Source organism: Sulfitobacter sp. GN1-4 (assembly GCF_055693825.1).
Genome location: NZ_JBVFUQ010000003.1, coordinates 652,262 through 669,462, shown reverse-complemented (window position 1 = coordinate 669,462; position 17,201 = coordinate 652,262). Strand labels below are relative to the sequence as shown.

General features: G+C 58.4%; 16 protein-coding genes and 1 pseudogene. 13 read left to right on the top strand and 4 right to left on the bottom strand.

Features of this window, described 5'->3' with window-relative positions; all coding sequences use genetic code 11:
- Window positions 1–191 precede the first annotated feature (191 nt).
- The 6 genes and pseudogenes from ACZ1HM_RS03870 (at window position 192) to ACZ1HM_RS03845 (ending at window position 5,542) form a co-directional block, all read left to right on the top strand.
- Window positions 192–1,202, top strand: coding sequence for an ABC transporter substrate-binding protein (locus ACZ1HM_RS03870; protein WP_472741316.1), 1,011 nt, complete (start codon window positions 192–194; stop codon window positions 1,200–1,202).
- Between the two features lie 54 nt (window positions 1,203–1,256).
- Window positions 1,257–2,051, top strand: coding sequence for an ABC transporter ATP-binding protein (locus ACZ1HM_RS03865; protein ID WP_472741314.1), 795 nt, complete (start codon window positions 1,257–1,259; stop codon window positions 2,049–2,051).
- The gene (locus ACZ1HM_RS03860) at window positions 2,048–2,815 is read left to right on the top strand and encodes an ABC transporter permease (RefSeq protein WP_472741312.1); all 768 of its coding nucleotides are present in this window, start codon (window positions 2,048–2,050) and stop codon (window positions 2,813–2,815) included. The genes ACZ1HM_RS03865 and ACZ1HM_RS03860 overlap by 4 nt, the downstream gene beginning before the upstream one ends.
- 178 nt (window positions 2,816–2,993) lie before the next feature.
- A pseudogene (locus ACZ1HM_RS03855) lies at window positions 2,994–3,769 on the top strand (CmcJ/NvfI family oxidoreductase).
- 8 nt (window positions 3,770–3,777) lie between these two features.
- A complete protein-coding gene (locus ACZ1HM_RS03850; protein ID WP_472741310.1) occupies window positions 3,778–4,740 on the top strand; it encodes an LLM class oxidoreductase in 963 nt (320 codons plus the stop codon).
- 10 nt (window positions 4,741–4,750) lie between these two features.
- Window positions 4,751–5,542, top strand: coding sequence for an SDR family NAD(P)-dependent oxidoreductase (locus tag ACZ1HM_RS03845; protein ID WP_472741308.1), 792 nt, complete (start codon window positions 4,751–4,753; stop codon window positions 5,540–5,542).
- A 147-nt stretch (window positions 5,543–5,689) separates the two neighbouring features.
- Here ACZ1HM_RS03845 and ACZ1HM_RS03840 read toward each other — a convergent pair whose 3' ends face one another.
- Window positions 5,690–6,028, bottom strand: a complete 339-nt coding sequence (locus ACZ1HM_RS03840) for a hypothetical protein (RefSeq protein ID WP_472741306.1) — start codon at window positions 6,026–6,028, stop codon at window positions 5,690–5,692.
- Window positions 6,029–6,453: 425 nt separating this feature from the next.
- On the opposite strand from ACZ1HM_RS03840, the gene ACZ1HM_RS03835 reads away from it, so the two are divergent.
- Together ACZ1HM_RS03835 and ACZ1HM_RS03830 are read left to right on the top strand one after the other, a co-directional pair.
- Window positions 6,454–6,651 carry a hypothetical protein gene (locus tag ACZ1HM_RS03835; RefSeq protein ID WP_472741304.1) on the top strand — a complete coding sequence of 66 codons (198 nt, stop codon included), beginning with the start codon at window positions 6,454–6,456 and terminating at the stop codon, window positions 6,649–6,651.
- Window positions 6,626–7,312, top strand: coding sequence for a bile acid:sodium symporter family protein (locus ACZ1HM_RS03830; protein WP_472741302.1), 687 nt, complete (start codon window positions 6,626–6,628; stop codon window positions 7,310–7,312). Before ACZ1HM_RS03835 ends, ACZ1HM_RS03830 begins: the two co-directional genes overlap by 26 nt.
- A gap of 61 nt (window positions 7,313–7,373) precedes the next feature.
- Here ACZ1HM_RS03830 and ACZ1HM_RS03825 read toward each other — a convergent pair whose 3' ends face one another.
- Both ACZ1HM_RS03825 and ACZ1HM_RS03820 read right to left on the bottom strand, forming a co-directional pair.
- Window positions 7,374–8,141 carry a nuclear transport factor 2 family protein gene (locus ACZ1HM_RS03825; protein WP_472741300.1) on the bottom strand — a complete coding sequence of 256 codons (768 nt, stop codon included), beginning with the start codon at window positions 8,139–8,141 and terminating at the stop codon, window positions 7,374–7,376.
- A 154-nt stretch (window positions 8,142–8,295) separates the two neighbouring features.
- On the bottom strand, window positions 8,296–9,177 hold the full coding sequence (locus tag ACZ1HM_RS03820; RefSeq protein ID WP_472741298.1) for an MBL fold metallo-hydrolase: 882 nt from the start codon (window positions 9,175–9,177) through the stop codon (window positions 8,296–8,298).
- 127 nt (window positions 9,178–9,304) lie between these two features.
- Here ACZ1HM_RS03820 and ACZ1HM_RS03815 point away from each other — a divergent pair, with 127 nt between their 5' ends.
- The 3 genes from ACZ1HM_RS03815 (at window position 9,305) to ACZ1HM_RS03805 (ending at window position 13,069) form a co-directional block, all read left to right on the top strand.
- Window positions 9,305–10,180, top strand: coding sequence for a LysR family transcriptional regulator (locus ACZ1HM_RS03815; RefSeq protein ID WP_472741296.1), 876 nt, complete (start codon window positions 9,305–9,307; stop codon window positions 10,178–10,180).
- A 104-nt stretch (window positions 10,181–10,284) separates the two neighbouring features.
- Window positions 10,285–11,808, top strand: a complete 1,524-nt coding sequence (locus ACZ1HM_RS03810) for a DUF427 domain-containing protein (RefSeq protein ID WP_472741294.1) — start codon at window positions 10,285–10,287, stop codon at window positions 11,806–11,808.
- Window positions 11,809–11,947: 139 nt separating this feature from the next.
- Window positions 11,948–13,069: an aminotransferase gene (locus ACZ1HM_RS03805; protein WP_472741292.1), complete on the top strand. Its 1,122-nt coding sequence runs from the start codon at window positions 11,948–11,950 to the stop codon at window positions 13,067–13,069.
- Window positions 13,070–13,099: 30 nt separating this feature from the next.
- Here the strand turns inward: ACZ1HM_RS03805 and ACZ1HM_RS03800 are convergent, their stop codons facing one another.
- Complete coding sequence (locus ACZ1HM_RS03800; RefSeq protein ID WP_472741290.1) at window positions 13,100–14,497, bottom strand: adenylate/guanylate cyclase domain-containing protein; 1,398 nt, start codon at window positions 14,495–14,497, stop codon at window positions 13,100–13,102.
- Window positions 14,498–14,697: 200 nt separating this feature from the next.
- Between ACZ1HM_RS03800 and ACZ1HM_RS03795 the strand changes: the two genes are divergently transcribed.
- Both ACZ1HM_RS03795 and ACZ1HM_RS03790 read left to right on the top strand, forming a co-directional pair.
- Window positions 14,698–15,726 (top strand): AraC family transcriptional regulator, encoded by a 1,029-nt coding sequence (locus tag ACZ1HM_RS03795; RefSeq protein WP_472741288.1) that lies wholly within the window; start codon window positions 14,698–14,700, stop codon window positions 15,724–15,726.
- A gap of 162 nt (window positions 15,727–15,888) precedes the next feature.
- Window positions 15,889–17,085, top strand: coding sequence for an acyl-CoA dehydrogenase family protein (locus tag ACZ1HM_RS03790; protein WP_472741286.1), 1,197 nt, complete (start codon window positions 15,889–15,891; stop codon window positions 17,083–17,085).
- Window positions 17,086–17,201: the final 116 nt, after the last annotated feature.

Here is a 17,201-nt window from a genome sequence, read left to right as displayed (position 1 = left end):
CCCTGTGGCCCCGGTGAGCGCATCTTGGTGACGGTTGCAGATCGTCTTTAGGGTGATCAAAGCGCCATCACCTGTGGCCAATTCTGCCCAGTGACTGACCAGAATCCAAACTCCGTAGTCCAGCGCGCCAGATATTTGTGCAAAGCGCTCTAAATCTCCTACTATTGCAGCACAACAGTTCGGAGATTCTCATGAAATTCTATGCGCGATTTGCGGCCGCCTTGGCCGTTACCACCTCTGCGGCCTTGGCCGATGGGCATGCAACAGAAGTCCCTTTTGCATTGGACTGGAAATTTGAAGGGCCCGCCGCACCCTACTTTGCCGCCATCGATAACGGCCATTTCGCGGATAATGGACTGAGCGTCGAAATTACCGCAGGCTCAGGATCGCTGGACGCGATCCCAAAGGTGGCAACCGGTGCTTTCCCCATTGGCTTTGCTGATATCAACAGCCTGGTCCGTTTCCTGGACCAAAACCCAGGCGCACCCGTGATTGCCACGATGATGGTTTATGACAAACCGCCCTTCGCCGTGATTGGCCGGAAATCCCTGGGCGTCGAAGCGCCCGCTGATCTTGAGGGCAAAGTCCTGGGCGCGCCGCCCCCAGACGGGGCATGGGCACAGTTCCCAATCTTTGCGGCTGAAAACAACCTGGACACCAGCAAAATCACCGTGGAGCCTGTGGGCTTTCCTACCCGCGAACCGATGCTGGCTGAGGGCAATGTGGCCTCCATCACCGGCTTTTCCTTTAGCTCATACCTGAACCTGGTGCGCCTTGGCGTGGATGAAGCGGACATCACAACGCTGCTGATGGCGGACTACGGCCTCGACCTTTATGGCAACGCGATCATCGTCAACACGGATTATGCCGCGGAAAACCCTGATGTGGTCCGCGGGTTCCTGACTGCTGTCGCTATGGGTTGGAAAGACGCGATTGCCGATCCTGCAGCGGTAATCCCTTCCCTGATTGAACGCAATCCTGCTGCCGATGCCGGGCTGGAACAGCGCCGGTTGCAATTGGCCATCGACGCCAATGTGATGACAGAAGCGGTGGCCGCAAATGGGATGGGCATGGTTGATCCGGCGCGCATGGCCTCTGCCATTGAGCAGATCAAACTGACCTATGAGTTCCAGAACGACCCTGATGTCAGCCTCTATTTCACCGATGCTTATCTGCCTGACGGCGGCTTTGCCTTGAAATGATAGACCACGGGCAGGGCCTTGATTGGCCCTGCCCAACGGGATCACATAAAGACCATGACACCATTGATTGATATTAAGGGCGTGCGCCACGCCTACCCGACGGCGGCTGGCCCGCTTCCGGTTCTGGACGGTCTGGAAGTGACCGTGAACGAAGGCGGCTTTTGCGCGGTGGTTGGCCCCTCGGGCTGCGGTAAATCCACGCTGACACGTCTGATCGCCGGTTTGATGCGCCCCGATGAGGGCGAGGTTTGGCTGCACGGCGAACAGGTGCGCGGGCCACGCTCAACAGTTGGGATGGCGTTTCAGAACCCTGTTCTGCTGGAATGGCGGTCGATCCTGAAAAACGTGATGCTTCCGCTGGAAATCGTCCCTGACGGGCTGAAAGGCAAGGCGGCAGAGGAACGCGCGCGTTACCTTTTGTCTCTTGTTGGGCTGGAAGGGTTTGAAGACAAACGCCCCTCAGAGCTGTCGGGCGGGATGCGCCAACGTGCATCGCTGTGCCGCGCGCTGGTTCATCAACCGGATGTTTTGATCCTGGATGAACCCTTTGGCGCGTTGGATGCCTTTACCCGTGAAGACCTGTGGCAAACCATGCATGAGGTCAAAGAGCGTGAACCCTTCACCGCGGTTCTGATCACCCATGATCTGCGCGAGGCGATATTTTTAGGCGACCAGGTTGTTGTCCTGTCGGGCCGCCCTGCGCGGACCCAATATGTCATGGACATCACCCGCACCACCAAACCCACGCTGGAAGATCTCTATACGCCTGAGGCCGCTGAGCGGCTGAACACGTTGCGCCACCAGATCGAGATTGCTCAGGGCCGGGCCCCTGCGGAGGCAAGCGCATGAACGCCACGCTGAAGAAAATCCTTGTCCCACTGGCCGCTATGGTCATTTTTCTGCTGTTCTGGGAAGCCCTGGTTTGGATCAATGGCTGGCCGAACTTCAAAATGGCCTCTCCCAGTGATCTTTGGCCCGCCTATGTCCGCTATTGGGAGCTGTTCCTGGTCATGGGTTGGCAAACCTTGTGGCGCACGATTGTTGGGCTTTTGCTGGCCGTGATCGTTGGCACGGCCATTGGGATGGTCATGGGCTTTTCGCGCACGATGCGGGATGCGCTCTATCCCCTTCTGGTGGGGTTCAACGCCATCCCCAAGGCCACCGTGGTGCCAATCGTCGCGCTGATGTTTGTCGGGGCGCATGACTTTAACACCATTCTGATCGCCTTTCTGATCTCGTTCTTTCCGATTGCGGTATCCGTTTCCATCGGACTGTCGACGCTGGAGCCAGAATACCGCGACATCCTCCGCTCACTCGGGGCGTCACAAACCACGATTTTCTGGAAGATCGCGCTGCCCAAGACCCTGCCAGAGTTCTTTGGCGCATTGAAAGTCGCCGTGACGCTGGCGTTCATCGGCACGAACCTGATGGAGATCGTCAGCCCGCATGGCCGTGGTCTGGGCGCGCTTTTTGACAGTGGCAAAACCAATTCAGACTATCCGCTGATGTTTGCCGTGCTGATCGCCTTGGCGCTTCTTGGCATCGTTCTTTATTACATCGTGGTTTTGCTTGAACGCATCTTTGCCGGCTGGGCTGAGCGCAAATCCGAATAACACCAGCTGGGCCTGCGCCAACGTGGGCCCAACACCTTTCGCCAAGGCAGAAACGCAGCAGCGTGCGCGCCCGGGCATTATATGCAATTTCCGAATTAACATTACAGAATTTCGGCATTTATGCAGAAATCCAAGCGCCTATCTTTCATCCTAACACGATCAGTGAAAGGAGGCCCCGATGCCCAATGTTGGAAGCGTGAACTATCATGTGCACAAGCCAGAGCGGCAGGCGTTTGAAATCGACGCGGGCGGCGTCATCGGCAAGCTGATCTCACCCGAGCTGATTGCGACGGAAATTTCTGTCAAAGACATCCGCGCAAAAGACACATCCGTCAGTTTCCAACAAGACAGCGTAGGCTTTGCCAACCAGCCCAGCGCCGTGCATGATTTTGGCGCCGACGGCTGGCAACCGCTCTATGATGCGGAGCTTTCTGCGTTGCTGACAGACAGGCTGGATGCCCAAGAGGTGGTCATCTTTGATCACACCGTCAGAGAGGATGATCCCAATTCTGATCGCAAACCCGCCAGAAACGTGCACAGCGACTATAGTGAGGAAGGCGCGCAGAAACGGCTGATCGACATCCTCGGCCCGGAACGCGCCGCGGACTGGGCCAAGGGCCACTATGCGTTCATCAACGTTTGGAGGCCGGTGGGTGCCCCCATCAACTCTGCCCCCTGGGGTTTGTGCGCCCGCGTTCTGTGGCCCCCGATGACTGGATCCTGATTGACCTGATCTACCCTGATCGGTGTGGTCACATCATGGGGCTTGCCGCTAATGCGGATCATGAATGGGTCTACCAATCCCGGATGACGCCGGATGAGGTGGCGTTCTTTAACATCTATGATAACCGCGGCCTGCCCTCCATCGGGCACAGCGCCATCGACCTGGTCGAAGACCCAGAGGTCAACACCATCCGCAAAAGCATCGAAAGCCGCACCTTGGTGCGCTACTAGGGAACCGCATGTCTGACTTTGACGCCACATTCCCCAGCATCAACCGGGCCTATGCGCGGGCATTTCAACCGGGCGCGCTGACCCTTGGGATCGTCATTCCAATCGAAGGGCATGGGCACAAGCCCGTCCCAACGCTGGAGCGTCATCTGGAGCGCGCGCAGCTGGCCGATGATCTGGGTTTTGCCGCTCTTTGGCTCAGGGATGTGCCTTTTAACGTGCCCACCTTTGGGGACGCAGGCCAGATGCATGATCCCTTTGTCTATCTTGGGGCGCTGTCCGGCGCGACGCAGGATATCGGGTTGGGCGTTGCCTCTGTTATCTTGCCCTTGCGCCACCCCGCGCATGTGGCCAAGGCGGCGGCCTCAGCGGATGTGCTTTCCGGCGGGCGGTTGTTGCTTGGTGTCGCCTCGGGTGATCGGCCCGAAGAGTATCCCGCGATGAACGCGGATTTCGAAAGCCGTGGCGCGCGCTTTCGCGACAGCATGGCCTACATCCGCGCGATGTCCGAAAGCTATCCTCAGATCAGCACAGCCCAGGGCACCCTGGCCGGGAACGTCGACATGCTGCCAAAACCGGTGGGTGGCCGTTTGCCCCTGCTGATCACCGGCGGATCGCGGCAACCACCTGAGTGGGTGGCCCAGAACGGAGACGGCTGGATCACCTATCCCCGCGATGCGCGGTCTCAGGGCCAAATCGTATCGGCCTACCGCGCCCGGATTGCTGAGGCTGGTTTGCAAAACAAGCCGGTTCTTCAATCGCTCTACGTCGACGTTCAAGCCGACCCCGATGCCGCCCCCCGCCCGATCCACCTGGGCTTTTCCTCAGGCACCACCTTTTTGCGGCGCTATCTGCGCGAAATTGCAGCGCTCGGCATCAACCACGTGGCCTTGAACCTGCGGTTCAACAGCGCCCCCATCGAAGACACTCTCAAACAGATCGCAGATGAACTGCTTTCAGAATTCAGCCTTTAAAGGACATCTCATGACAAAGACCATTCTTATCACCGGTGCCACAGATGGCATTGGCCTGCTGACCGCTCAGAAACTCTCCGCTGCGGGGCATACCGTTTTGCTGCATGGCCGCAGCGCGGAAAAACTTGCCAAGGCCGCCCAAGAGGTTGGCGGCGCGCCCGCAACTTACCGCGCGGATCTTAGCGATCTCACAGAGGTGGCGGCACTGGTTGAGGCGGTGAAGGCGGATCATGGACAGCTCGATGTTTTGATCAATAACGCCGGCATCCTCAAAACGCCTCAGGTCAAAACGGCCACCGGGCGTGACATTCGTTTTGAGGTCAACACAATCGCCCCCTACATCCTGACGCGCGGTCTTTTGCCCCTGCTGCCAAAGGACGGACGGGTTGTGAACCTGTCCTCTGCCGCGCAGGCGGATGTGGACGTGAGTGCCATGGCAACCTTTCGCGAAATGACAGACTTTGATGCCTATGCGCAAAGCAAGCTGGCCATCACGATCTGGACCGCAGAAATGGCACGCGACTGGCCGGATGGCCCGGTTTTTGTGGCGGTTAATCCGGGGTCATTGCTGGCGTCGAAAATGGTGAAAGAAGGCTTTGGCGTTGCGGGCAGCGATCTGTCCATCGGCGCAGACATTCTGATCCGTGCCGCGCTGGATCCAAGCTTTGCCAATGTCTCGGGACAGTATTTCGACAATGACAGTGGTGCGTTTGCAGCTCCGCATCACGGGGCCTCTGACGCCGCTCAGGTCAGCGCTGTGATGGCGGCGCTGCGCGAGATTGAAGCAGGGGTGAGCGCCTGATTGACCGAGACTGGTCAGGTGCGCAGGCCTTAAGACGCTTCGCACCGCCGGATCGCTTTGAGTGCCGCGGCATAAAGGGCAGCAGCGGGCAGCGCGGGCTGCCCGAAGGCTGCTTGGGTGGTTGTATGTGCCTCGGCCCGGACAGGATCAAGGTCCAGATCTTGGTGAAAGGCCGCCACCGCTTCGGCACCGGCGCCACTGGGACTTGCCCGTCAGGATCAGCGCATGGGCCAAAACGCGCGGATTGCCGCCGCGCACAGGCCTCCACCGCTGCGCTGTTCCAACAACCTTCTTCCCACCTACAGACAGGTTCCAGGCCCCGTCACAAAAACTGCCGGGGGTTTCGCCGGGGGCCATGTCTGCGCCCGAAGGGCCAAAGCCCTCTTTTATGGCGTCCGTCAGCAAGCGGTAAACATCTTCAATCGTGGTGCTCTTTGGCGGATTGAACGCCAGCACAAGGTTCTCACTGCCTGCCCCCTGGGGCACGGTGCCCCCCCTGTGGGACGTAAATGCACCGGCCAGCCGCGGGCGGCTGAGTTTTGTGTGGCCCGTTCAAAACCATCCCGCTTTTCGTAAACGCGTGGGCACACAAGCCCGGGTGCGGCCGCCGTCCACATCCCGATCTGCGGACCCTGTGCGGTGAAAAGCTGATGCTCAAACGCCAAGCCTTCACCTGCATCCGAGAGCTGTTGCACTTCCTTGCTCACTTGCCTGTCCTCCGCCCTTTCCCCCGCGCTGCCCGCATCGAAGGGGCCGCCGCCTCATGCGCATGCCTGACCTTTCGTGATATCTGAGGAGGCAATCAAGCCCTAGATTTCTGACCGCCGCCGTCCCCTTACGCGCGTTTTTCGTTGACACAAGGCCGCCAGCGCGGGTTTGTGGTGGTCCGATCACGTCCTAAGGGGGGAAACATGGACATCATCGTCGGCGTCGCGCTGCCCATTTCGCTTGCTATCATTATGTTTAGCCTTGGCATCGGGCTGACTGCGGCAGATTTCAAACGGGTCTTTACCAACTTCAAAGCCTTCGGCGTTGGTGCGCTTTGCCAGGTGATCGTCGTGCCTGCGGCAACGCTTTGCTGTCGTGAAATCCTTCGGCATCACCGGTGAGTTGGCCGCAGGTTTCATGCTGCTCAGCCTGTGTCCGGGTGGGGTCACATCAAACGTGATCTCAAAATTCGCAAAAGGCGATGTGGCGCTGTCCGTTTCGCTAACCGCTGTCGTTTCACTGCTGTCGATCGTCACGGTGCCGATTGCGATCGTCTGGACAGTGGCGCATTTCATGGGGGATCAGGCCCCAGAGATTTCCGTCGCATCCCTGGCGGTTGCGATGTTCGTGATTACCACCGTGCCCGTCGGCATCGGCGTGGCGATCAGGCACTTTGCGGCCAATGCTGCAAACCGGATTGAGCCTGTTGTTTCTACGCTGGCCAGCGTGCTTTTTGTTGTCATTGTCCTGGCGGCGGTTGCCAGCAACTGGAGCCTTTTTACCGAAAACCTCGCCCGGCTTGGCCCAGCTTTGATCGTGATGAACGTGGTGCTGATGCTGCTGGGATTGGGGATTGCTACTGTAATGGGGCTGAGCTTGCTGGAGCGTAAAACAGTCTCCATTGAAGCGGGCATTCAAAACAGCACGGTTGCCATCACCTTGGCCCCAATCATCATGGGCACCACCGCCAGTTTTCCGGTGCTGTCGCTGCCCGGGGCGGTTTATGGGATCACGATGTATGCGGTCGCCCTGCCCTTTGTGCTGGCTTTCCGCCGCACATAACGGTCCCGTTCAAAAGGCGCTTGGGGGTATTCGGCGTGCCTGTGCCCAAGCGCCTTTCGCCTTAGAACTTACCTGAATTGCCCCAGCTTTCCCTTGGGCCAATCGTTTCGGCATTGCGCCAGTGTTCTGCAATCTTGCCGTCTTCCAGGCGGAACAGGTCAAAGACCGCGTGATCTTGCCCCTTGGCGTGGCATTTGCCGTAAGTCACCACAAAATCACCCTGCCCCAAGAGGCGGAAGAGCATCTCATAAGACCCGCTGTCTTCTGAGGCGAGCCAGCTTTGCAGGCCGTCACACCCTGGGCCGATATCAGGTGCGTGTTGTAACAGGTCTTCGGCAACGAAATCGCTGATCTGGCCAAGCGCACCGCCCTGCACCACTTGCTTGGTATATTCCAACACAACTGCCTTGTTGGCCTCTGTGTCGGCACTAAGGTCCACCTCAGTGGCACCCCCGACCATTTCCGCACCCGATACGGTTTCGGGCACATAAGGCGCGATGGTGTCCCAATGCTCCAGGATCAAGCCGTTTTGATCGGTATAAAACATGTCCATCGTGACCCATTGGGCCGCACCATCGTTCAGTGATTGATAGGCGCTGCAGAATACCCACGGGCCGTCCTCAAAAATCCTGACGATCTCAATGTCCCGCTTTGGGTTCCGTTCCACGAAGGGTTCAAAGAAAGCCAGAAATCCTTCGGCCCCGTCCGCCACCCCGGTGGAATGCTGGGTGTAGCGATGACCGGTATATTTCTGAACCGCGTCGCGCGCCTGTCCGCCTGCGATCCCTTCCAGGTAAATCCTGCGGACGTTTTCAAGCCCTTGTGCCATGCGATGTCTCCTATGCTTTTGGCGCGGGCCCATCCGCCCGCGCCGGTCAACGCGAAATGCAATTGATCTGAACCTAGTCGCTTACCTTAAGCCCCCGAAATCAAAGACCTCAGGCACGATTGCAGTATACAGACCTGTGCACGTCGCTCTGGGGTTACTTGTCCCAGTACTCGTTAATGAGGCTCAGTAGAAATTCGCCTTCATAGGCCGGATAGGCAGCTTTCATTGCCCCGATCACGTCATCGGGGGTAGAGGCATTGTCCCAGGCGGCATCGAGCGCTTTTACATAGGTGATCGCTGTATCCAGCTCACCCCGGGATGTGGGCAGGCCGTGCCCAACCAACAGCGTCTCAAACGAGGCATCATCACGCAGTGTCTCAAGCGTGCTGATCCAGTTCTTTCGGTCAACACCAGGCGCAAAGTAGATGCCATTGTAGACCAAATCCTGCACTACGGCGACTTTCTGCTCGGGCAGAACCGCGACGATGGTTTCAGGTGCTTCGGCGTTTTCATAAGATCTAAACTCTACCGGCACACCACCGATTTCTGTCGTGCCCAGCGCCAGGTCCGCGCTGTTCAAGAGCGATGTAGGTTCCGGGAAATTGCCCGCTGTAGCCTCTGCGCGCAGACCTTCGCGAATGCCGGGCAAGGTCTGAAAACCGATGCCCTCAAAGCTTGATACGCCACCCCAATGATCGGGATGCTCATGGCTGACGTAGGCTGTATGCACCGGCTTGCCGGTAGAGGCGACAAGTGCGGCAACCTCAGCCGCCGTGGGCGGCAGCATCGTGGCATCGACCAATAGCAGTTGATCGCCCAGTTCAATCACATGCGACGTGACATTCACGGCCTGTGCCGGTGAGACGTAGGTATGAAAGGTCACGCCAGCCTTGGCAAAGCTCATGACGGTCCCTGCGGGCATCTGGCCTTGGGCAAAGCTGGGTTTGGCGGCGAAACTGCCCTGCACAAGGGCCGCAGCCCCCGCTGTCATGGCTGCACCTTTGATCAGTTGGCGGCGGTTCAATGTCGTTGTCATTGTTTCATTAACCTCTGGTTAGCATTCGGGTTGCTTTGAATTCATATTGTGCAGGCCAAAGGTATTGACCGCAGCGCCTCTCCATAAGTAGATCAATACAGACATCTCTATTCGGAAAATCGGAACAATGATCAGCAAACTACGCGCCATTGCGGTTTTCTCAGCGGTCGTCGAACAGGGCACGTTTCGCGCGGCGGCCACGCATCTGGGCCTTGGACCATCGCGGGTGAGCGAGACGGTTTCTGATCTTGAAAAAGACCTTGGCGTGACCTTGCTCTACCGCTCAACGCGCAGGCTATCGCTCACCCATGAGGGGCGCATTTTGCATGAGAAGGCGCAAGAGATGCTTGCCACCATAGAGGAGGGGCTTGACGCGATCAGCCCGGCTGCTGACGATCCGCAAGGGACGCTTAGGATCACGGCACCAGCCTTTGTGACCCAAACAGAATTGATGGATGCCTTTGCATCCTTCGCCAAAACCTATCCCAAGATTGATCTTGAATTTGATTTCTCAGACGCGCCCCGCGATTTGATCAGGGATGGGTATGATCTGGGGATCAGGGCAGGATGGCTTGCTGATAGTGATCTGAAATCCCGCAGCATCGGAGGGGCAAACCGCCTGCTGGTGGCGCACCCCGATTATGTCGCTGAGCACGGTTCGCCGCACGCGCCTGCCATTCTGGAAACATGGGACTGGATCCGGTTCAGCATTCGGCCCCACCCCACCACGCTCACTGCGCAAGACGGTCGCGAGGTGACGCTGACGGGCAAAAGCCATTTTGCGGTCAACTCTGCCGATGCGCTTTATGAAGCTGCGGCGCGTGGTTTGGGTCTGGCCGCTGTGCCCGAGAACATCGCGCAACGCGGGTTTGATCAAGGCGACCTGGTGCATGTGCTGCCAGAGTGGTCCTTGCGACCCTTGGGGTTCCACGCGGTCTGGCCAGACCAATCGCGGCGCCAGAATGTGCGGGCCTTGTTTGTACAACACCTTGCCAAACGCTGACCCACAGCCGGCAGTTTTGGCAGATTGCGGACCACCCTCTTGGCAAGCTGCCAAAGACACCCAATATTGAAAGGGGCGCGCAGTTCGCAAAAGGGGTGCCCCCCATGACCATCCAACCCACCAACCTCTCTGCTGAATACGGCCTTGAAGTGCATGACATCCCCGGCGTGGTGCGGGCCTATCGCGGTGATACGCTTTTGGCCGAAAGCGACAGCGCGCGCGTGGCCTTTGAGACCCGGTTGGAGCCGGTTGTCTATTTCCCGCAAGAAGACATCAAAGTTGAGTTAAGCCCGCCCACCGCCCTGAAAACCTTCTGCCCCTTCAAGGGCACCGCCCGCTACCGCGACATCTTGCTGGCAGGCCAAACGCTGCCCAACGGCGTTTGGACCTATGCAAACCCCTTGCCAGAAAGCAGCCCCGTCGGCGGGCTTTTTGCCTTCATGCCGGGCATGGCCACACGGATTGTCACCGAACAGGGCCCGATCGCACGGCCCGATTATGCCTCCGTTTCCGGGCCAATGATTGATTGGCTGTTGCGAGAGGCTGCTTTCATCCCTTCCCCGGATGCCTTGACCAAGGCGTTGGGCGAAAAGCTGCGCGAACAGGGCGTGCACCTGACCCGGATCAGCATGATGATCTGGTCGTTGCACCCTTTGATTGCGGGCAGGCACTATGTCTGGACCCATGCCACAGATCAGGTTGCAACCTCGACGCCGACCTATGAAATCCATGACCACCCCGCTTTCATGAACTCCCCCTTGCGGTATGTCTCAGAAGGGCTGGGCGGGGTGCGGCAGCGGTTGGGATCAGACTATGTCGATAACAGTTTCCCGATCATGCAAGACCTGCAAACCCAGGGGGCCACGGATTACGTGGCCATGCCGATGCCGTTCTCTGATGGCCGCGTTAATGTTCTGACCGCCACCAGCGATCATCCCGACGGGTTTTCAACCGCCAACCTTGGGGTGATCTTTGAAACCGTAGCAGTGATTTCGCGGTTCTATGAGGTCTTTGCCCAACGCGAAAACGCACAGGCCTTGTTGGAAACCTATGTGGGCAAACGCACCGGCGCGCGGGTGCTGGGCGGTGATATCCGTCGTGGGGATGGCGATGAGATTGACGCCGCAATCATGTTCTGTGACCTGCGGCATTCGACGCGGTTGGCAGAAACGCTGTCGCGGGACGCGTATATCAAGCTGCTCAACCGCTTTTTTGAAACCACCGCAGATGTTGTCCACGCCCATGGGGGTGAGGTTCTAAAGTTCATTGGCGATGCGGTCCTGGCAGTCTTCCCCGCAGCAGAGGATGCCGCCGCTGCCCGCGCCAAGGCCCTCGCATCGGCGCGCAAAACCCTTGCGGAGCTGTCCGCGCAAGGGGAAAGCGAAGGGGCGGTGGGCATTGCTTTTGGCCGCGTGACCTATGGCAATGTCGGCTCACGTGAGCGGTTGGATTTCACTGTTATCGGACATGCGGCGAACCTGGCTGCGCGTCTTTGTGAGCATGGCAAACACACCGGCCACGGCATTGTCGTGACGCAAGATATCTTGGCCGCAGACGACGTCGCTGATGATCTGGGTGAAATAGCACTCCATAACGTCAGCGACCCGGTGCAGTGTTTCGGGATCTAGATCGCGACACTGTGTACCTAAAACAAACAGCATTCCATTGCGTGGCCCCCCAGAGATCCGGTTGCCCCACCGGTCCAGACAGTTTTATCGTGCAAGTCTGCGCCAGGGTGAACCGGCACTCATCTCAAAGGAAGTCGCGATGTTCATAGAACCTTTCAAGGTCGAGCTGTGGATGAACGAGTGGGAGACCCGTTGTTCTTACAACCTGGCCGAAACCTGCGTTGCCAGCATCACCGTCGAAGAACTGCTGCATCTGTCTGGTCGCAACAGCACGGATTTGCACGATCTGCTGCCCATGAAACTGACCTATGGGGCCATTGAGGGATCAGAACGCCTCAGATCCGCCATTGCAGCGCTTTATGAAACGCCTCAGCCCACAGATGTGACCGTGACCCACGGCACCATCGCCGCCAACATGCTGGTGCATAAATCGCTGCTGGCGGCGGGCGATCATATCGTGTCAATCATCCCGACCTATCAGCAGCATTATTCCATTCCCCAAAGCATCGGTGCGCAGGTGGATTTGCTGCCACTACGGGCACGGGACAACTTTCTGCCTGATCTGACAGAACTGCGCCGGCTGGTGACGCCCCAGACCAAGCTTATCGCTCTGACAAATCCCAACAATCCGACAGGGGCGCTTATCCCCCGCCAGATGCTGGAAGAGATCGCCGCCATCGCGCGCGCGGTTGGAGCATATGTCCTGTGCGATGAGGTCTACCGCGGGACCGCACAACAGGGCGATGGGATGTCTGCCTCAATTGTCGATGTCTACGAAAAAGGCATCAGCACGGCGAGCACCTCCAAGGCGTTTTCGCTGGCTGGTCTGCGCGTCGGTTGGATCGTGGCCCCGGCTGAGGTGACCGAACAGGTGATGATCCACCGCGATTTTGACACCATTTCTGTGGGCATGATCAACGATCACCTCGCCGCAATCGCGCTTGAAAGCAAAGACAAGTTGTTGGCCCGCAGCCACCACATCACGCGCACCAACCTCGCTGTTCTTGCAGATTGGATTACGACCCAACCGCGCATTTCCTGGATCCAGCCAAATGCCGGGACAACAGCGATGCTGAATGTTGAGACGACGCTCAGCTCTCGTGATTTCTGTTTGCAGCTCCTGGCAAAAACGGGCGTGATGCTGACCCCTGGGGATGCCTTTGAAATGGAGGGTTGCGTGCGCATCGGCTTTGCCAATGATCCCGCTGTGTTGCGCGACGGGTTGGACCAATTGGCTGAGTTTTTGCAAGACTGCCCCTAGCAGGCGACCGCCAGATAGGGGCCCTGCCCGTTAGGCGGTCCACACATCAATAGGTGTCTGCCGCCCCCGCAATTTAACGCCCGTCTTGTGCTGAAAACCGCTAAGCGGTGCGTCGGGGGCTGAGGTATGTTGGAAGGCACGCTGCATCAAGGCATCGCTGACCACGCAATTGCAGGCAAGCTCTCGGCTGGCCGCTTCAAGACGGCTGGCCACGTTTACCGTGTCGCCAATGACCGTGAACTCCAAGCGCCGGGATGAACCGACGTCGCCCATCGTGACAGCCCCAAAATGCAAACCAACAGAGACCTGGATGACGCTCAGCCCTTGTGCCGATCTGACGCCGTTGAGTTTCTCAGTTTCCTGCAAAATCTGCTGCGCAGCTTGCAGGGCGTTTTGCGCATCATTTGGCCCTGCCTCGGGCGTGCCAAAGGTCGCCATCGCACCATCGCCAAGGTATTTGTCCAAGGTGCCCCCATTTTGGAACACCGCCGCTTCGACCATTGAATGATAGTCCCGCAAAAGGGCGATCACTGCTTCGGGCGCATTGCTTTCGGCAAATTGCGTGAAGCCGACGATATCGGTGAAAAGCACCGCCACGTCCTGGTTCCTGACCGCGCCCACATCGTGACCGGAAGACGCCAGCGTATCCACCAGACTGGAAGGGAAATAGCGCGACAGATTGGCCCGCTCTGCCGCGACGTTTGCCTGCGCGATCAACAGCCTGTTTGACCGCGCGCCTTTGAGGCCCAGAATGACTGCCACCATCAAGATCACAACAATCTCTTCAACCCTTTCGGTAAACTGCAACCCGTTCGGATCAAGCGCCCACTTCAGCAACTCATGTTCGCCAAACAGGCTATTTGATGCCTCTGTCAGTTCGGGGATGCGGTGGCCAAAGAAATGCACGCAGGCAAGGCCAATGGCCCAAAGGCTCGCGGTCCAAAACCCAATAGCCCATACTGTCCGCCAGGAATAGGCAAGCGTGCCGAGGGCCAGAAACAGAAAAAAGAAGATAAAGTTGTCGAAACGGTAATTGAACGCCGTCGGAATATCATCTGGCCTGAAAGGGTTTGAGATGGTGAAAACCAAGGTCAAAAGCGCAAGGTCTGCAAAAATCAACAGCAGCTCTGACCGGGATTGGCCGACCCGTGCCGCACGCAGTTGCAGCCAGCCCAACGCGATGAACAACACGATGATGACAACGTAAAAGAGCGTGTGGAAGGCTGGCACCAGGACTAGGACCAAAACCGCCAGAATACCCAATGCGATGGACCGGGCGAAGACAGCCAGCCGGTGGCCTTCGTATTTCTCCCGCTCCAGCGCTTCGGCCAGATAGGGGTTTACGGCCGCTTGTGCCAATTCTTCCTGACGCATGCTGCGCAGGCTGTGAATAAAGGTGCGTGAGCTGTCAAAAAAGCCGCCAGCCATTTGGATATCCCTCTTTTGCGGTGGGCCACCAACCTGCCGGTTTGCCAAGGTGCCCCCCGTATCATGGGCGCAGTTTGGGCTGAGTTGCAAAGCAATCCAAACCCATGCCCCCCAGATGTCTGAATTCAGACGGTCCAGCTGGGGCAGGCGCGTTGAAAACTGCTGTCGCTTGCTGCGTTCACTGCTAGCGTGGCGATAAGATGAGCATTGATCCCACAACCCTCTATTCCACCGTGTCGCGCCACTTTATCGCCGATTGGCTGTCGGCCCTGCGCCCTTTGTGCACAGAAAGCCACTTTGCCTCTTTGCTGGACCGCGCTGATCTGACGGGCACGTCAGATGCGCCGCACGAACGTGTCACGCTTGATCAGATCGTTTGCCTTTATCAGCTTGCAGCCGTGGAGACAGGGGATGAGATGATGGGGCTGTGGTCACGCCCAATCCGGCCACGGGCCTTGCAGCATTTGCTGACCTCGGTGCGCGAATCCACGGCGCTGCCTTCGGCGCTTTATCGGTTTTCGACGTTTTGGAACCTGCTGTTGGATGACCACCTCTTTGAGCTGCTGGAAACCCCAGATACCGTCACCCTGCAGCTGGTTGCACAGACAAACGCCCCAGCGCAGCGGTTTGGGCATATGTTGATCCTAAAGCTTGCGCACGGGCTGCTGTCCTGGCTTGCCCGGCGCGAGGTGATGGTGCGCGCTGTTGATTTCACCTTTGCCCAGCCGCCTTTTGAACAAGACTACGCGCTGATTTTTCCTGCCCCCGTGCGCTTTGATGCAGCTGCCACCGCCATGCATTTTGATCCTGCTGCCCTGGGCCCGGTACAGCCGCGCAGCACCCGCGATCTGAACCGGTTTTTGGAGAACGCGCCGCGGGATTGGATATTTACGCAGTCCCAGCAACACACCCAAGCGCTACGCGTGCGCGCCTATCTTGGTCAGGTGCCCTGGGCAGAGGCGCATCTGATCGGTGCGGCCCGCGCACTGCACATGACGCCGCGGACATTGATCCGCAAACTGGATGCCGATGGCACCTCTTTTCAGGCCATCAAAGATGCGCTGAGACGCGACATCGCGATCCGGCGGTTGCATCTGGGGGAAGCGAGCATTGAGGCGATTGCGCAGGATGTCGGCTTTGCCTCAGCGGCGAGCTTTCACAAAGCGTTCCACAGGTGGACGGGCAGCACCCCAAGCGCTTACCGGAGAGGGCCAGTGGCACCCGGCTAAATCTGTCACTTTTGGACAATTACCTGTCACTGGGCGAGATGGCGCGGACGCATTAATTCATTCTATTGAGGCTCAACTTCAAATCTCGCGTGGTATCTGCCGCCTCCTGCCAGTCCAAATTGGCAAGATCGGAGATATGCGACCATAGCAAAGGATCCCCCAATGACGCAGACAATCGCCACTATTCTTGCCGCTGCCCGTGCCCATGCCGATGACGTAATCACCCCAAACGTGAATGACTGGAACGCGCAGAAAGCCTGGCCGCGGGCGGCCTCTGACCAAGCGGGGGCTGCGGGGTTGACCGGCCTTTATGCCCCCCAGGAATGGGGCGGTCAGGGCCTGCCCTTGTCAGAAGGGATCCAGGTTTACGAACAGCTTGGGCTGGGGGACGGGGCCTATGCCTTTGCGATCTCCATGCACAATATCTGCACTTTCGCGGCCTGTGGATATGGCACCGAGGCGTTCAAAGAGGCTTGGGCGCGCGATCTGACGTCAGGCCGCAAACTGGCCAACTTTGCACTGACAGAGCCGCAGTCAGGTTCTGACCCGATGACGATGTACAGCCGCGCCACCGTCAACGGCGATGGCACCTGGACGATCAATGGGGCGAAAGCCTGGGTCAGCTTGGCAACGGAGGCGGATGTCTATTTCACAGTTGTGAAAACCAGCGACGCGCCCGGTCACAAAGACATGGCCATGATCGCCATCCCCGCAGATGCCCCCGGGGTCAGCTTTGGCCCCCTTTATGACACGCCGTCTTATACCTTCCTGCCAATGGCAGAGATGTATCTGGATCAGGTTGTGGTGAGCGAAGACAACATCATCTTGCCCATCGGACAGGGGTTCCAAGGATCATTGATGGCGATTGACATTGCCCGTGTGTCGATTGCGTCGGGCTGCTGTGGTCTGATGCAGGCGGCGCTGGATACCGCGCTGTCTTATGCCAAAAACCGCAAGATGTTTGGCGGCAAAAACCTGGATCTGGATGGCATCCAGTGGATGCTGGGTGAGGTGGCAACGGATCTGGAGGCCTCCAAGCTGCTGTACCGCAAGGCGGCAGAGGCCCTTGGCACGCCCGAAGGCCCGTTGATGGCCGCACATGCCAAAAGATTTGTGCCCGATGCCGCCGTGCGGGCGGCCAACACCTGCACCCAGGTGTTGGGGGGCATGGGCCTGCTGCAGCCTTACGGATTGGACCGGCTGTCACGTCTGGCGCAGATGCTGCGGATTGTGGACGGCACCACAGAGATCAGCCGCGTTGTGATCGGACGGGCGTTGCAAAAACGTGCAGCGGGCCTGCCGGATTTACCGGTGCCAGCAGGCTATGGTGAGACGACGCAAGACTTAGCTGCGGAGTAAGCGCAGATCGGGCGGCATGAGAGATGCTGCCTTGGAGCTGAATTGGGATCGCGCGTCAGAGCCTGAGCTTTGGCGCGCGGCCTTTTGAACCGGCTTGCCCTCCACAGAGCGCCCTT

Coding starts and splice junctions, on each gene's coding strand:
- ACZ1HM_RS03820 (WP_472741298.1), bottom strand. CDS start 9,177: ATGACAACGACATTGAACCGCCGCCAACTGATCAAAGGTGCAGCCATG.
- ACZ1HM_RS03845 (WP_472741308.1), top strand. CDS start 4,751: ATGACAAAGACCATTCTTATCACCGGTGCCACAGATGGCATTGGCCTG.
- ACZ1HM_RS03810 (WP_472741294.1), top strand. CDS start 10,285: ATGACCATCCAACCCACCAACCTCTCTGCTGAATACGGCCTTGAAGTG.
- ACZ1HM_RS03825 (WP_472741300.1), bottom strand. CDS start 8,141: ATGGCACAAGGGCTTGAAAACGTCCGCAGGATTTACCTGGAAGGGATC.
- ACZ1HM_RS03815 (WP_472741296.1), top strand. CDS start 9,305: ATGATCAGCAAACTACGCGCCATTGCGGTTTTCTCAGCGGTCGTCGAA.
- ACZ1HM_RS03860 (WP_472741312.1), top strand. CDS start 2,048: ATGAACGCCACGCTGAAGAAAATCCTTGTCCCACTGGCCGCTATGGTC.
- ACZ1HM_RS03835 (WP_472741304.1), top strand. CDS start 6,454: ATGGACATCATCGTCGGCGTCGCGCTGCCCATTTCGCTTGCTATCATT.
- ACZ1HM_RS03805 (WP_472741292.1), top strand. CDS start 11,948: ATGTTCATAGAACCTTTCAAGGTCGAGCTGTGGATGAACGAGTGGGAG.
- ACZ1HM_RS03850 (WP_472741310.1), top strand. CDS start 3,778: ATGTCTGACTTTGACGCCACATTCCCCAGCATCAACCGGGCCTATGCG.
- ACZ1HM_RS03800 (WP_472741290.1), bottom strand. CDS start 14,497: ATGGCTGGCGGCTTTTTTGACAGCTCACGCACCTTTATTCACAGCCTG.
- ACZ1HM_RS03870 (WP_472741316.1), top strand. CDS start 192: ATGAAATTCTATGCGCGATTTGCGGCCGCCTTGGCCGTTACCACCTCT.
- ACZ1HM_RS03795 (WP_472741288.1), top strand. CDS start 14,698: ATGAGCATTGATCCCACAACCCTCTATTCCACCGTGTCGCGCCACTTT.
- ACZ1HM_RS03790 (WP_472741286.1), top strand. CDS start 15,889: ATGACGCAGACAATCGCCACTATTCTTGCCGCTGCCCGTGCCCATGCC.
- ACZ1HM_RS03865 (WP_472741314.1), top strand. CDS start 1,257: ATGACACCATTGATTGATATTAAGGGCGTGCGCCACGCCTACCCGACG.